The 13,998-nt window shown below is 40.3% G+C and carries 15 protein-coding genes; all 15 read left to right on the plus strand.

Features of this window, described 5'->3' with window-relative positions:
- Positions 1 to 384: hypothetical protein (locus KKH91_07025; protein MBU0952553.1), on the plus strand; the 384-nt coding region annotated here is incomplete at its 5' end.
- Positions 368 to 1,000: a site-2 protease family protein gene (locus KKH91_07030; GenBank protein MBU0952554.1), complete on the plus strand. Its 633-nt coding sequence runs from the start codon at positions 368 to 370 to the stop codon at positions 998 to 1,000. The genes KKH91_07025 and KKH91_07030, both read left to right, overlap by 17 nt.
- Positions 993 to 1,988, plus strand: coding sequence for a tryptophan--tRNA ligase (trpS, locus tag KKH91_07035; protein MBU0952555.1), 996 nt, complete (start codon positions 993 to 995; stop codon positions 1,986 to 1,988). Before KKH91_07030 ends, trpS begins: the two co-directional genes overlap by 8 nt.
- On the plus strand, positions 1,978 to 2,697 hold the full coding sequence (locus KKH91_07040) for a segregation/condensation protein A (GenBank protein ID MBU0952556.1): 720 nt from the start codon (positions 1,978 to 1,980) through the stop codon (positions 2,695 to 2,697). Before trpS ends, KKH91_07040 begins: the two co-directional genes overlap by 11 nt.
- A gap of 4 nt (positions 2,698 to 2,701) precedes the next feature.
- A complete protein-coding gene (gene scpB / locus KKH91_07045) occupies positions 2,702 to 3,340 on the plus strand; it encodes an SMC-Scp complex subunit ScpB (GenBank protein MBU0952557.1) in 639 nt (212 codons plus the stop codon).
- 42 nt (positions 3,341 to 3,382) lie between these two features.
- Complete coding sequence (gene galT / locus KKH91_07050) at positions 3,383 to 4,381, plus strand: galactose-1-phosphate uridylyltransferase (GenBank protein ID MBU0952558.1); 999 nt, start codon at positions 3,383 to 3,385, stop codon at positions 4,379 to 4,381.
- Positions 4,378 to 6,027: a hypothetical protein gene (locus KKH91_07055; protein ID MBU0952559.1), complete on the plus strand. Its 1,650-nt coding sequence runs from the start codon at positions 4,378 to 4,380 to the stop codon at positions 6,025 to 6,027. The genes galT and KKH91_07055 overlap by 4 nt, the downstream gene beginning before the upstream one ends.
- The gene (locus tag KKH91_07060; protein MBU0952560.1) at positions 6,024 to 7,085 is read left to right on the plus strand and encodes a polysaccharide pyruvyl transferase family protein; all 1,062 of its coding nucleotides are present in this window, start codon (positions 6,024 to 6,026) and stop codon (positions 7,083 to 7,085) included. The genes KKH91_07055 and KKH91_07060 overlap by 4 nt, the downstream gene beginning before the upstream one ends.
- A 17-nt stretch (positions 7,086 to 7,102) precedes the next feature.
- Complete coding sequence (locus tag KKH91_07065) at positions 7,103 to 7,876, plus strand: permease-like cell division protein FtsX (protein ID MBU0952561.1); 774 nt, start codon at positions 7,103 to 7,105, stop codon at positions 7,874 to 7,876.
- Positions 7,873 to 9,066, plus strand: a complete 1,194-nt coding sequence (locus KKH91_07070) for a peptidoglycan DD-metalloendopeptidase family protein (GenBank protein ID MBU0952562.1) — start codon at positions 7,873 to 7,875, stop codon at positions 9,064 to 9,066. The genes KKH91_07065 and KKH91_07070 overlap by 4 nt, the downstream gene beginning before the upstream one ends.
- Before the next feature lie 64 nt (positions 9,067 to 9,130).
- Positions 9,131 to 10,387, plus strand: a complete 1,257-nt coding sequence (locus KKH91_07075) for a S41 family peptidase (protein MBU0952563.1) — start codon at positions 9,131 to 9,133, stop codon at positions 10,385 to 10,387.
- A gap of 6 nt (positions 10,388 to 10,393) precedes the next feature.
- Positions 10,394 to 11,230: a divergent polysaccharide deacetylase family protein gene (locus KKH91_07080; protein ID MBU0952564.1), complete on the plus strand. Its 837-nt coding sequence runs from the start codon at positions 10,394 to 10,396 to the stop codon at positions 11,228 to 11,230.
- A 2-nt stretch (positions 11,231 to 11,232) separates the two neighbouring features.
- Positions 11,233 to 12,267, plus strand: coding sequence for a tRNA (adenosine(37)-N6)-threonylcarbamoyltransferase complex transferase subunit TsaD (tsaD, locus tag KKH91_07085; protein ID MBU0952565.1), 1,035 nt, complete (start codon positions 11,233 to 11,235; stop codon positions 12,265 to 12,267).
- Complete coding sequence (gene larB / locus KKH91_07090; protein ID MBU0952566.1) at positions 12,267 to 12,962, plus strand: nickel pincer cofactor biosynthesis protein LarB; 696 nt, start codon at positions 12,267 to 12,269, stop codon at positions 12,960 to 12,962. The genes tsaD and larB overlap by 1 nt, the downstream gene beginning before the upstream one ends.
- A partial coding sequence (gene larC, locus KKH91_07095; GenBank protein MBU0952567.1) for a nickel pincer cofactor biosynthesis protein LarC occupies positions 12,959 to 13,998 on the plus strand: 1,040 nt, incomplete at its 3' end. The genes larB and larC, both read left to right, overlap by 4 nt.

Here is a 13,998-nt window from a genome sequence, read left to right on the forward strand (position 1 = left end):
GCGCCTGTTTCAGGCGCAGCTGATTTCGCCGCGGTGAAATTAGCCTTATTGCTCCGGGGTTTGAACCTTGACGAACAAAAGCAATGGCTTTCAAGGATGAAAATCAGCCGCAAAGTTTCACAGGAAATTATCAGTGTTTACAGATTTATAAACGGAGAAATAATGAAGCCCGCAGTTGATTGGTCAAAGAATTTTCTAAAGGTTATTAATGTCAGAAGGGCCAGGGTTTTTATTTCAGGCAGGTTCCTGATGGACCTGGGTTTTAAGCCGGGGCCCCTGTACAAAAAGATTATTACCGAAGTTAACCGCAACAAAGAGATAAAAAATCTGCGCGATGCTAAGAAGTTTATTTTAGAGAAATATAAAAATGGACTTATTTTATAAACTCTTCATACAATTCCCGATTCTGCTTTTTTCCATTACCATTCATGAATTTGCTCACGGATTCATGTCCAATAAGCTTGGTGACGACACCGGGTCCGTCATGGGCAGGTTAACATTGAACCCCATGGCTCATATCGATTTAATCGGAACAATAATACTGCCTTTGATTTCCATCGTTACCGGCGCGCCTGTATTTGGCTGGGCTAAACCCGTGCCTATAAACCCTTATAGGCTGAATAATCCCAAAAGGGATATGATGCTGATAGGTTTAGCCGGCCCCGCTTCAAATATGCTGATGGCTATATTAGCAGGCCTGATAATAAAACTTGTCACGTTCTCCGATTCTTTTGCTTTTGCTTCGCCGATATTTCAGTATCTTCTCGTCTTGAATATTATTTTAGCCATATTTAATTTAGTTCCTATCCCGCCTTTGGACGGCAGCCACATTATCACAGGACTGCTTCCAAGCCATTGGGCGCGTGAATACGAAAAAATAGGCCCTTATGGTTTTTTTATTATAATTTTTCTTTTAATGAGCGGAATTTTGTGGAATATTTTAGGGCCTATCGTAGTAATATTGCTCAAATGGATCGGGGGCGGCCAGCCTTATGTCTAAAAAGGGAAGAATACTTTCAGGAATGAGGCCTACTGGAAAACTTCACATAGGCCACTATATAGGCACTTTGAAAAACTGGGTAAAATTGCAGGATGACTATGATTGTTTTTACATGGTGGCGGACCTGCATGCGTTAACGTCTGATTATGCTGACCCGGGAGCTATTAAAGACAACATTAATGAAATGGTGTTGGATTGGATTGCTTGCGGCCTTACGCCGGAAAAAAGCGTTATTTTCAGGCAGTCAGACATAAAAGAACATGCGGAACTCCATCTTATTCTGTCGATGATTACGCCTTTGGGCTGGCTATTAAGGTGCCCGACTTATAAAGAGCAGTTGAAAGAAATAAAAGATAAAGACCTGCATACTTACGGATTTTTAGGTTACCCGGTTCTGCAGGCCGCGGATATAATGCTTTATAAAGCAACGCACGTCCCGGTAGGAGAGGACCAGCTGCCTCACCTGGAGCTTACCAGAGAGATTGCCAGGCGTTTCAATTTTCTTTACGGTGAAGTATTTCCTGAACCGCAGGCCTTGCTTTCAAACGCTCCCAGGGTTCCGGGATTAGACGGAAGAAAAATGTCGAAATCATACAATAATTCAATAAGCCTATCGGACAGCCCTAAAGATATTGAAGATAAAGTCACGCAGATGTTCACAGACCCGCAGAAGATAAGGCTGACTGACCAGGGGCATCCGGAAGGCTGTATAGTTTATGCATTCCACAATTTGTGCTCGGGCGCGGAACGTACTAAGGAAATAGAACAGAATTGCAAAGAGGGCAAACTTGGATGCGTTGCGGACAAAAAGGAATTGAGCAAAAATTTAATAAAATTGCTTGAACCCATAAGAGAAAAGAGGGAAACGCTCTCGAAACAGAAAGGGCTTGTCGGCGATATGCTTGCGCAGGGTAAAATAAAAGCGCTGGATTATGCTCTTAAGACTATGGTTGAAACCCAAAAAGCGGTAAAAATATATGGCTTATGACGTTCATTTAGAAATTTTTGAAGGCCCCCTGGACCTGCTTCTTTACCTCATCAAGAAAGATGACCTTGATATTTACGATATTCCCATTTCGAATATAACCTCGGAATATCTTGAATACATGGAAATAATGAAAGAATTGAACCTGGATGTAGCATCCGAGTTTCTTGTTATGGCTGCGACCTTAATGCAGATAAAAGCTAAAACCCTTCTGCCGTCCGATGCGGCCGAAGAAGATGAAGGGCCGGACCCTAGGAAAGAACTTACGGAAAAACTTCTGGAGTACCAGAAGTTCAAACAGGCGGCCCAATTCCTGGAATTGAAAGAATTTTCCGAGAAAGGCTCTTATTACAGGGATGCGCCCATATTTTCCGAAGAAGATTATGTAATGGAAGCCACGCTTTTTGACCTGCTTGATTCATTTAAAGATGTTCTTCAGGAATTGCCTGAAGATATAAAAGAAATTATTTATGAAGAAATACCTGTCGAAACTAAAATCAGGGAGATAATGAGCGCTTTTGAAAAAGCTCCTGCCGACAATCACGGAAGAAAGTTTCTGATTTTCAGGGATCTGCTCCTGCTTGAAAAAAAACGTATCGGCATGATTGTGTTATTTTTAGCAATACTTGAATTGATCCGCCTGAAACAGATTGTTGCCAGGCAGACTCAGATATTCGGGGAAATAAGAATCTATCTAAACGAAGGATCTTAAAACTATGGAAAGAAACGAAATCAAAGACATTTTAGAAACGTTATTTTTTATTACCGATACGCCGGTTTCCATCGACAAATTAAAAGAAATATTTGCCGGCAATTCCAGCGTGACCGAGGAATTATTGAAAGATTTGGTAAATGAACTTGTCCAGGAATACAGCACCAGGCCGGTTGACCTGCGCGAAGTTGCTGGCGGCTATCAGTTTTCTACCAGGCCTCACTTCAGCCAGTACGTAAGAAAGTTATTCAAAGAGCGCACAACCTTGCGGATTTCCACATCCGCGCTGGAAACTTTATCTATTATCGCTTATAAACAGCCTATTACCCGGGCCGAGATAGAAGATATCAGGGGGGTAGAAGTAACGAATGTCCTTGAAACTATTCTCGAAAGAAAACTTGTAAAAATTGTGGGCAGAAAAGAGACAGTCGGCAGGCCGCTGCTTTATGGGACCACAACAGATTTTATGCGTTACTTTGGCTTGAAAAACCTGAATGACCTGCCTTCACTTGAAGAACTCAATATAGGCCAGGCTCACGATCCTACTTTAGGAGAGCGCTTGCAATCCGAAGAAGGCGAAGGCGAACAGACAACTGAGCAAACTGAAACAAATGAACAAAGTGAAGGAGGCGGTAATACCTGATACGCTTTCCTGGCGTGTGACATCAGGTATAAAAGAGGTAATATGCCAGAACTAAGAAAAGACCCAGTGATAGGAAGATGGGTTATCATTTCAACCGAAAGATCCAATGTATCATTAGATTTTAGAAAAGATATTGAAGTAGAGGCCGCTACCAAGAGCTGCGCTTTTTGCGAAGGCAACGAGCATATGACTCCTCCGGAAATACTGGCCTACAGAAAATATGGAACCCAGAAAGATAAACCGGGCTGGTGGGTAAGAGTAGTCCCGAATAAATATCCCGTTTTAGGAATTGAAGGTCAAACTAAACGCACGGGCGAGAGTTTGTACGACAAAATGAGCGGTATCGGGGCTCATGAAGTAATAATTGAAACAGCCGAACACAACCGGGAACTTCCTGATATAGAAGACAAAAAAGCGGAAGATATAATCTGTGCTTATAAAGACAGGATTGCCGACCTAAGAAGAGACTTCAGGTTTGAATATATATTAATATTTAAAAACCACGGAAAAGCAGCCGGCGCCAGCGTGGCTCATCCGCATTCCCAGCTTATAGCACTGCCTATGGTGCCGGTGAGGGTTAAACAGGAACAAATCGGCTCAAAACAATATTTCGATTTCAAAGAAAGATGCGTATTCTGCGATATAATCAGTTATGAACTTGCAAACGAATCCAGGGTAATCACGGAAAACGATAGTTTTGCGGCTGTCTGCCCCTATGCTTCCAGGTTTCCTTTTGAAACCTGGATACTTCCCAAAAAACATTTTTCGCATTTCAGCGATATTGATAAACACGATGTTCCCAGGCTTACCCAGATAATGAAAACCGTGCTGGGAAAAATCAATAAAGCTCTGGAAAATCCGCCGTATAATTACCTGATACATACTAACCCGCTAAAAGAACCTAATTCAGCATTTTACCACTGGCACATAGAATTAATGCCGAAACTTACGCGAGTCGCAGGATTTGAGTGGGGAACGGGTTTTTATATTAATCCTGTCCCGCCTGAAGAAGCAGCCAGATTTCTCCGCGAAGAAGTGTGATTTTTGAAAAAATCCCGCATATGAAAAAAACACTCATAATTATTTTATCAATTATCCTGGTATTTTTTATTGTCAAGCAGTTGGCGCTCAGGTGGTTATTTGAAGCAAGCAATAACTATGTTGAAGTTTGTGTTGATTACAAGCAATTGCTTGCAATCAGCTTAAAAAACAACTACAAAATTGATTACCTGCTGGACAGGGTCAAAACTATCGGGGTTACCTCGGCGGTTCTGGAGGAAGAAACTGTTGATTCGCTGAATGAAAGGGGAAAAATCATATATTTTTCAAAACCTGAAATTGAAAAGTACAAACTGCTCGGGCTTGTACCCAGCGAAGCGCCTCTTATGCCCGAGACTGCGGTTTTTAAAAGCAATGATTTGGCTAAGTATTTCAAACTAATTATAAAAGAAAAACTTGACAAAGATCCCGAAGAAATAAAAACAGGAAATTACAGGATTTTCAAAATAACTCCTGCAATTAAAGATGTCGGCTGCGGATATTTGAAAGAAGATATCGGTTTGATAAATAAATACGGTTTAAACCTGATATTTAAACCCTATAAAGATTTTTGGGTGCCTTTTTCACTCCCCGTGAATTTTTCGGCGGTGATGATAAGCGAAAAATTTGACCCTTCGCTAGTGCCTGCGCTGAAGGATGCCAACATCAAATTAGTCCTGCTGGAATTCAGCAAGGAAGAACAGAAATTCTCAAAGATCCTGATTCCTAATGCATTAAACGTAGTAAGAGGGCATAAAATACCGCTTTCAGGCCTTAAAGTACCTGTGCTTGTAAACCGCTGGGTACGGGCGGCAAAAGAAAGAAACTGCAGGGTGCTCTATTTTGATTTTATCGATGATTTAAAACTGGAAGATAACCTGGATTACCTGCGTTCTGTATGTGCAGGTTTGAAGAAAAGCGGTTTCCTGCTCGATAAAGCAAAATACAACCGCGGATTATACTTTCTGCCCCGATGGATTGATAAACTAGCCGGATTGTTAATCGCTGTTTTTGCGCCGCTTTTTGCCGTTTACTTTATACTGAAAAAGCACCTGTTAAAAGAAAACAATTCTATTGCCGGCGCAGTCAAAACATTTTGGCTAGTATGCGCTATAAGCCTTTTAGCAGGATTGCTGATTGCAGCCTTGTTGTCCCGGGTAGAATTTATAAATAAACTTGATTCGTTCAGAGGGATAAAAATATCAATCGCTCTGCCTTTGATTTTATCCGTCTTTTGTTTTTATAAAATTGAAGATATCAGGAAATTCCTTTATAAACCGTTAAATTTAGGAAATCTTGCCCTATTGGCAATCATTGCTTCTGCTTTTCTATTTCTACTTTTAAGAAGCGGGAATATGCGGGAAATATCTGGATTTGAGTCAAATTTACGGCTCCAGCTGGAAAGTATGATGGGCGTAAGGCCCAGGTTTAAAGAATTTTTAATCGGCCACCCCGCATTGATAATAGGACTGGCGTTTAATTCGCCTATGCTGATAATAATCGGGTTGCTAGGGCAAATATCCATAATTAACACATTTATGCATGCGCATACGCCTGTTTATCTTTCTTTGTTGAGGGTTTTTTACGGGCTTGTAATTGGTTTTGTGGCAGGGTTGGTACCAGTTTATATACTAAAAAGGTTTAAGTGAAGAAAATACTTATTTGCGGATATTTTGGTTTTGGAAATGCTGGGGATGAATTGATACTGGAGAATGTTTCTTTTGGTATAAAAAATGAGATTCCCGATGCAGATTTCACGGCCATGTACAAGAAACCGCCGGCTATAAATTACGTGCCCCAGCTAAGATTAATGGATAGATGGAATCCATTCAGCGTCATAAAGCAATTATTGAATACAAACCTTGTAATTTGCGCGGGCGGCTTATTTCAGGACCTCACAGGCAGTTTAAGCCTGTGGTATTACCTCGCAATAATATTTCTGGCCAAAATGTTCGGGAAAAAAGTATTGTTGTTCGGCGTGGATTTTACCCCGATAAACGGAAAATTAAATAAATGGTTTCTAAAAAAAACTCTTCTTTTTGTGGACAAAATCTGCGCCCGCTCTGAAGGTTCTATGAAATTTTTGGAGGAGCTGGGTGTTGAAAGAAACGTTATACTAACAGCTGATTCCGTATTCTCTCAAGCATACCTGGGCTCCGGGATTCCAAAACCGGACACCAATAAACTGAAAAAAGTCGGTATTATACTAAAATTCAACGGGAAAAATGAAAATGAATATTTGAGCATTATTTCCGATATGTGCGCTTCACTGAGGAACAACCTGAACGCGGATATAGTTTTTATTCCTTTTCACCTTGAAAGAGACCTGGAAATTTCTTTGAAAGCCGCCAGCCGGTTTAAATTCGGGGTAAGCATAGAGAGATGGCAGAAACCGCAGGATTTATTTGAAATAATAAATAGCGTGGATTTTTTACTAAGCCAGAGGTTCCACGCCCTTATAGCAGGGGTTATGCTCAAGGTGCCTATGCTTGGAATATCCGATGATAAGAAACTTGAGTTTTTTTTCAACGAATTAGGCCAGAAACACTTAATACTTAATAAAATAGAAGTAAATAAAATTGCCGGAATTGTTAAGGCTGTGTGGGATACACGCAATGCTTTCAAAAACAGCCTGATAAAAAAATTACCAGTGCTAAAAAGCAGGTCGTTTCTAAATATAAAACAGGCCATAAACCTGCTATCTTAACTGATAAAGGAGATAAATTGCCAAATATTGATTCTAAAAAGATTATCCAGACGGGCGTGATGTGTTTTGTTATTTCTGTATTAATCGGGTTCATGGTATTTGCGCGGTTAAACCTTATGAAGTATGAAAAAAACCTTTCCGACAGATTTGAAATTGTAATATTCCTTAATAAAACGGTAACCGCGCCCGAAGTTGTTGGGGAAAAAATTCGCGCGCAAAAAAACGTAAAAGATATGATTTATTTTTCTAAGGAAGCCGTTAAAGAAAAACTTAAAAATCTGTCACAGGAAATATTAATTGCCGGAGATAACCCGTTTCCTGACACATTTTCGATAACTATTTTTCAAATCAGCATATTAAACGTTCAGGAGCTGGCTAAGCAGTTAGAGGCGATACCTGGAGTAGAAGAAATTAAATACGACAAAAGCCTTTTGGAACTGATAGAAAAAATAAAGCTTACCGCAAAAATGACTTCGGTTATCCTGCAAGTTGTGCTTACATTGTTTTTTATTGCCTTATTGGCTGGATTATTGGCAGATTACTTCACGGATAAGTACAATTTTTCTTTAAATCTTCAAAAATCGTTAATGGTTTTTATCGGTGCCTTTGCGGGTTCTGTCTTAGGGGTATTATTTATTGCGTTTTTTAAAAAAATATTTGTGCTTGATGCGGCATTTACGGTAATTCCTATGAAGTGGTATATAATGATTCTGTGTACGGGTGTTGCTGCGGGTTATTTTCAAATTACTTCGCATACTTTTAAGGAAAAACCGCGCAAAAATAGATTATGAAAAGACTCATAATTGTTCTTTGGGTTTTCTTTTTTATCGTAAACTCCGCTTTTTGCAGCGAGTACGATAAACTTTTGAAAAAATATAAGAAAGAACTGAAAACAAACAAAGAAAACCTTGAACAGATTCAAAAGAAGATAGACCAAAAAAAAGAAGAGAAAATAAAATTCGAACGGGAAGAACAGCTCATCCGTAAGGAATTAAACCGCATAGACAAGGAAATGAACAAAATATCATCGGATATCAATAAAATTCAGTCCAATATAAGAGGGACGCAGAAAAAACTGAAAAGCACTGAACTTGAAATGAATAGCGCCAAGATGCAGATAGGCCAATGGAAAGATATATTAAAAAAGGAATTAGACCAACTATACAGGAACCACTATACGATAGATTGCCTTATAGCTGACCCCTGGAAAGAACGTTTAAGTGAATATGCCTTAGAAACAAAAACCTGTCAGGTTGATCTGGCCTTTGCTAAAGAGGTTAATGCAGAAAATGTTTATAAAAAATATACCCAAATCCAGGACGAACTTAATATTCTTAACAGCCAGTTGACTGAAAAACAGGTTAAGCAGGAAAATATCCGCAGGCAGAAAGCCGAGTTATTCAACTCGACCCAAGGCAGCAGAATTGCAGCTGAAGAGGAAATAAAAAAATTGAACGAAAGCACGATAGAAATGCGTTCCTTTATAGAATCTCTTGAAAAAAAGAAAACGGAAACCACAGAATTAAAGAAGAAAGAAGAACTTGCGAAAAAAACGTTCCAGGAAAAAAAGAAAACGTTTCCCTGGCCGCTTAAGGGAGAAGTTACAGCAAAATTCGGTAAAAACAAACATGCTGAACTTAATACATACGTGATTTCTAACGGGATAAAAATCAAAGGCAAACAAGGCGATGTGGTAACAGCTATAGATTCCGGCGAAGTTGTATATGCAAAGGGTTTTCGCTCTTATGGAAACACAGTCATCATTGACCAGGGAGGAGGAATTTACACAATCTATGGCCAGCTGAGTGAAATATCTGTAGACGTCGACGCAAAAGTAAAAGCGGGCGATCCTGTCGGAAAACCTGGAAGTTCAACTAACTATACGCTATATTTTGAAATTTCTGTAAACGGACAGCCGCAAGACCCGCTGGCCTGGTTAAACGCGGCGGGTAAAACAGAGTGGTTAAGCGCGCCAAAATAAAACGGGGGGGGAAATACCCCATACGCTTCCAAGCGCGTAACATGGGGTATAAAAGGGGAAAAAAATGTGTAAGATAATCAGCAGGATTTTAATTTCATTTGTTTTGTTAGCAAATTTATCAGTATTTTCGTCTGCAGAAGCCAAGGATCAGACTTATGACCAGATAAAACTGCTTCTGGACGTCCTTACTTTAACCCAGGACAAATATGTAACTGAAGTTGATGCTCAGAAATTGATTTATTCGGCGGCCAGCGGAATGTTAAGGCCTCTGGACCCGTTTACCCAGTTTATGGAACCCAAAATTTATAAGGAAATGAAAATTGAAACTGAGGGTAAATACGGCGGCCTGGGAATCAGGATTTCCGTGCGCGACAATTGGCTGACTATAATCTCTCCTTTACCCGGCACGCCGGCCTATAAATTGGGCTTGCTTCCGGAGGATAAAATTATAAAAATTGACGGTGAAAGCACCCAGGGAATCAGCATGGAAGAAGCCATAAAAAAACTTCGCGGCGACCCCGGCACAAAAGTGAAAATTACTATAGCCAGGGAAGGCGCAAAAGACCCGGTTGATTACGACATCACCAGAGAAATAATTAAACTGGAAAGTTCCCGTTCAAAAATGTTGGATGACAAGATTGGTTATATACATTTGCTTGAGTTCAATAATAACAGCATGGATGATATGAGAAAGGGCCTGGCGGACCTTAAAGCAAAAGGCATGGACGGGCTGGTTTTTGATTTAAGGAACAATCCCGGAGGGCTGCTGGATGTTGCTGTTGAAATAGCAAAATTGTTTGTCGGAGAAAACAAAATGGTTGTTTATACCCAGGGAAGAATACCTGAAAGCTATCATGAATTCCGTGCGGGCAAGGAAGCGCCCTGGAAGGGCCTGCCCATGGTTGTGCTGATAAACCGCGGCTCTGCATCAGCTTCAGAAATTGTTTCGGGATGCCTGCAGGACCATAAAAGAGCATTGATTGTAGGCGAAAGAAGTTTTGGAAAAGCCAGCGTGCAAAGTGTAATACCGTTAAGCGACGGCTGCGCAGTAAAGATAACAACGGCAAAATATTACACTCCTTCCGGGAAGCTTATTCAGGTTGATACAGAAACCAAAAAAGGTGGAATCGACCCGGATATAAAAATTGAGGTTTCTCTAGAAAATCAGTCCAAACTGCAAATGCAGGAAGAAACAGTATACCCTGAGGGAAAAGAACCTCCGAAAGCTGCTAAAGACGAAAGGATTGAAGATACAGCGCTTAACAGGGCGGTTGAGCTTCTAAAAGCGCGTAAGATATTCATTCAGCAAAAGGAAGGATAAAATCAGTTGAAAAAGATTCTTTTTGTTTTAATCCTCATAGCTCTAGGCCTGGCTTATTTTCTGGTTAGAGAAAAAATAAATTTGCCCGGTAAAGCACAGCCGGTTAAACCGGTAAGAATAGTCAGTAAACCAAAGGGTCCTAAAATAGCCATAGTTATTGACGATATCGGCCCGGAAAATAAGAAGATTAATGAGTTCCTTGACTTAAAAGTCCCTTTAAATTTCTCAATTTTCCCAAAAGAACGTTTTTCTAAAGAAATTGCAGAAATGCTTGAAAGTAAAAAAATCCCTTACCTTATGCATCTTCCTATGGAGCCGGAAGGATACCCGAAAATTAATCCGGGCAAAGCGGCCCTGCTTGTAAAAATGAACAAGAGCGAAATAAAGAAGATGTTTTTAGCTAATTTGAAAACCGTCGGGCATCCGGTTGGCGTCAATAATCACATGGGGTCCAGGTTCACGGCAAGAAGATGGCAAATGTATGTGATACTTTCGGAGCTTAAGGACAAAAATCTTTTCTTTTTTGATTCACACACAAGCACTCACACGGTGGGCCATTTCGTCGCTAGAAAAATTAAGGAACCCTGTCTTACAAATGATTTGTTCCTTGATGTTACTGATGATGAAGAGTATATGAAGAATCAGTTCAGGTTTCTTATTAAACTCGCAAAGAAAAACGGCTATGCTATAGCTATTTGCCATATCCACAAGAAAAATATAATACCCGCATTTAAAGCAATGGAACCGGAATTTGATGAAGAAGGCGTTCAATTTGTTTATCTGCAGGATTTGTTGAATGTTAAAAAAATACCAATGAAGAAACGCAATAAGGCTGGAGCGTGACCGTGCTGATTTTAGGTATTGAATCTTCCTGCGATGAAACTGCCGTTTCTTTAGTTGAAAACGGAAGAAAAATTATTTCAAATGTCGTGTCCTCTCAGGAAAAAATCCATGCGCAGTATTTCGGCGTAGTCCCGGAGCTTGCAAGCAGGGCTCACCTGGAAAATATTAATTATGTTTTTGAAAAAGCCCTTGGTAACGCAAAAATCGGCATTAAACCGAAAGATTTAGAAAGTGTTGAAGCTGTCAGCGTTACGGCAGGGCCGGGCCTCATGGGCTCGCTTTTACTTGGCTGGACTTTTGCTCGGACATTATCTTTCATTTATAATAAACCGCTGGTTCCTGTAAATCATCTTGAAGGGCATGTATTCAGTTCTATGCTTGAGTATCCTGAACTCAAACCGCCTTTTCTTGCGCTAGTTGTTTCCGGCGGCCATACGGAATTGGTAATTGTAAAAGATTTTGGGAAATATAAAGTGCTGGGAAGAACCAGGGATGATGCGGCAGGCGAAGCTTTTGATAAAGTAGCCAAACTGCTCAATTTAACTTACCCGGGAGGGCCTGTAATAGAAAACCGGGCAAAAGACGGGAACCCTGAAGCTGTTAAATTTACCAGGCCTTATATGTGGGCGAATTGGGATTTTAGTTTCAGCGGGATAAAGACAGCTGTTGTTTATCATGTTAGGGACAATACAAAAAAAACAGGTTTTACAGCCGAACAAATAAATGATATCTGCGCTTCTTTTCAATCAGCTGTTGTTGACACGCTGGTTGACAAAACGATAGCGGCTGCAAAAAAGTTTAATTTAAACAAAATAGTTGCCTGCGGAGGGGTCGCCGCAAACGGTTTTTTGAGGGAGAGTTTCATAAAAAAAGGCGCCGAATCAAAAATGAATATATTTATTCCTGCAAGAAATCTTTGCACGGATAATGCCGCCATGATAGCAAGCGTGGGATATTACAAATATAAGTCAAAAAAATCCAAATATAACATAAATAATTTTCCCGAACCAAATCTGGAAATAAAGGATTGGAAATAATGAAATTGCAGAAAAAAACAAAATCAAATTGGCATGATTTCTCTCATCCTGACGGAAAACGTTACTCCAGACAGGGTTTTCCTGAAGCCATCTATTGTCCCGGAAAAACGGTTGACCAGATAATCAGTATAGCCCGCAGGCTTCAACAGCATGGCGGCCCTGTTATAGGCACGCGAGCTGACGAGAAAATATTCCGGGCAATAAAAAGAAAATTTAAAACCGCCAAATACTTTGCGTCAGCCAGAATAATCCTGGTATCAAAACAAAAAAACGCAGTAAGAAATAATCCAGCTGGTTATGTTTGTGTTGTTACAGCGGGCACTACAGATATTCCTGTTGCTGAAGAAGCTTCCGTTATTGCGGAAATTCTTGGCAGTAAAGTTGAAAGGGTTTATGATATCGGTGTAGCGGGCGCGCACAGGCTGTTTGAGCATTCCGATAAACTTCAAAAAGCTGCCTGTGTTGTCGTTTGCGCAGGAATGGAAGGCGCTCTTCCGTCTATTATCGGTGGTTTGGTAGGCTGTCCGGTAGTCGGTGTGCCGACTTCAGTAGGCTATGGCTCAAATTTAAAAGGTTTTTCAGCGCTTCTCACCATGCTTAATTCGTGCGCAGTCAACGTTTGCGCGGTGAATATTGATGACGGGATAGGCGCAGGTGTAATAGCGCACCTGATAAATGGGAGGCCTTTCAAGTGAAAATAGCTTATTTTAATTGCCCATCAGGAATTTCCGGCGATATGATGCTTTCTTCTTTGATAGACTGCGGATTAAATCCAAAAAAACTTGAAATTGCGCTGAAAAAAACATTGAAGATAAAAAACTGGAAACTGTCTTTTAAAAAAATCCAAAAAGGGCACGCGCAAGCAGTGCATATTGATGTAATCAGCGATTATCGCTTTCATTCAACCTCAGATATGAGGGCTGTTATTTCAAAAAGCGCTTTAAGCGCCACTGTTAAAGAAAAAAGCCTGCAAATTCTGGATGTTTTGATTTCAGCTGAATCAAAAATTCATGGGACGCCAAAAAACAAAGTCCACTTTCATGAAATGAACTCGATTGATACGCTTATCGACATAACTGCAAATGTACTTGCGCTGAATATGCTGGGTATTGAAAAAGTCTATTCTACCAATATTAATATTGGTAGAATAGCGCCGGCCGCATTGGAAATTTTAACCGCAAAAAAAGTGCCGGTGTATTCATCCACAGCCCAATTTGAACTTACTACCCCTACAGGCGCGGCGATTATTTCTACCCTGGTTGAATCATTTAACCAGCCTGTATTGAAAATAGAGAAATACGGTTTTGGAGCGGGTACTTTCGATGTGCCCGGCGCTTCAAATTTATTGACTGTAATGATAGGCAATCAATCTGAAAATATCGCGCATGATAAAGTTATATTGCTTGAAACGAATATTGACGACCTGGACCCGAGGGTCTATCCGGATCTGTCTGAAAAGCTCTTTGAAGCAGGGGCTTTAGATGTTTGGCTGACAAATATTACCATGAAAAAAGGCAGGCCCGCTATAAAGCTTTCAATATTGTGCAAAGAAAAACTTGAAACTGAGCTTTCTAATATAGTTTTTAAAGAAACTACCACAATAGGCATAAGAAGGCTAGCCTATGACAGGCATATATTGTTAAGAACGCAGAATGGGGAACATAAAATAGCAACTCTTCCGGATGGAACAACTAAAAAATCTGCAGAATATAGAGACGCGGTAAAGAAAGC

It is taken from the genome of Elusimicrobiota bacterium, assembly GCA_018816525.1.
In the GTDB taxonomy this organism is placed as follows: domain Bacteria; phylum Elusimicrobiota; class Endomicrobiia; order CG1-02-37-114; family XYA2-FULL-39-19; genus OXYB2-FULL-48-7.

Bases quoted from the DNA above. Each gene is read 5' to 3' on its own strand.
- KKH91_07030 (MBU0952554.1), top strand. From the start codon at position 368: ATGGACTTATTTTATAAACTCTTCATACAATTCCCGATTCTGCTTTTT.
- trpS (MBU0952555.1), top strand. From the start codon at position 993: ATGTCTAAAAAGGGAAGAATACTTTCAGGAATGAGGCCTACTGGAAAA.
- KKH91_07040 (MBU0952556.1), top strand. From the start codon at position 1,978: ATGGCTTATGACGTTCATTTAGAAATTTTTGAAGGCCCCCTGGACCTG.
- scpB (MBU0952557.1), top strand. From the start codon at position 2,702: ATGGAAAGAAACGAAATCAAAGACATTTTAGAAACGTTATTTTTTATT.
- galT (MBU0952558.1), top strand. From the start codon at position 3,383: ATGCCAGAACTAAGAAAAGACCCAGTGATAGGAAGATGGGTTATCATT.
- KKH91_07070 (MBU0952562.1), top strand. From the start codon at position 7,873: ATGAAAAGACTCATAATTGTTCTTTGGGTTTTCTTTTTTATCGTAAAC.
- KKH91_07075 (MBU0952563.1), top strand. From the start codon at position 9,131: ATGTGTAAGATAATCAGCAGGATTTTAATTTCATTTGTTTTGTTAGCA.
- larB (MBU0952566.1), top strand. From the start codon at position 12,267: ATGAAATTGCAGAAAAAAACAAAATCAAATTGGCATGATTTCTCTCAT.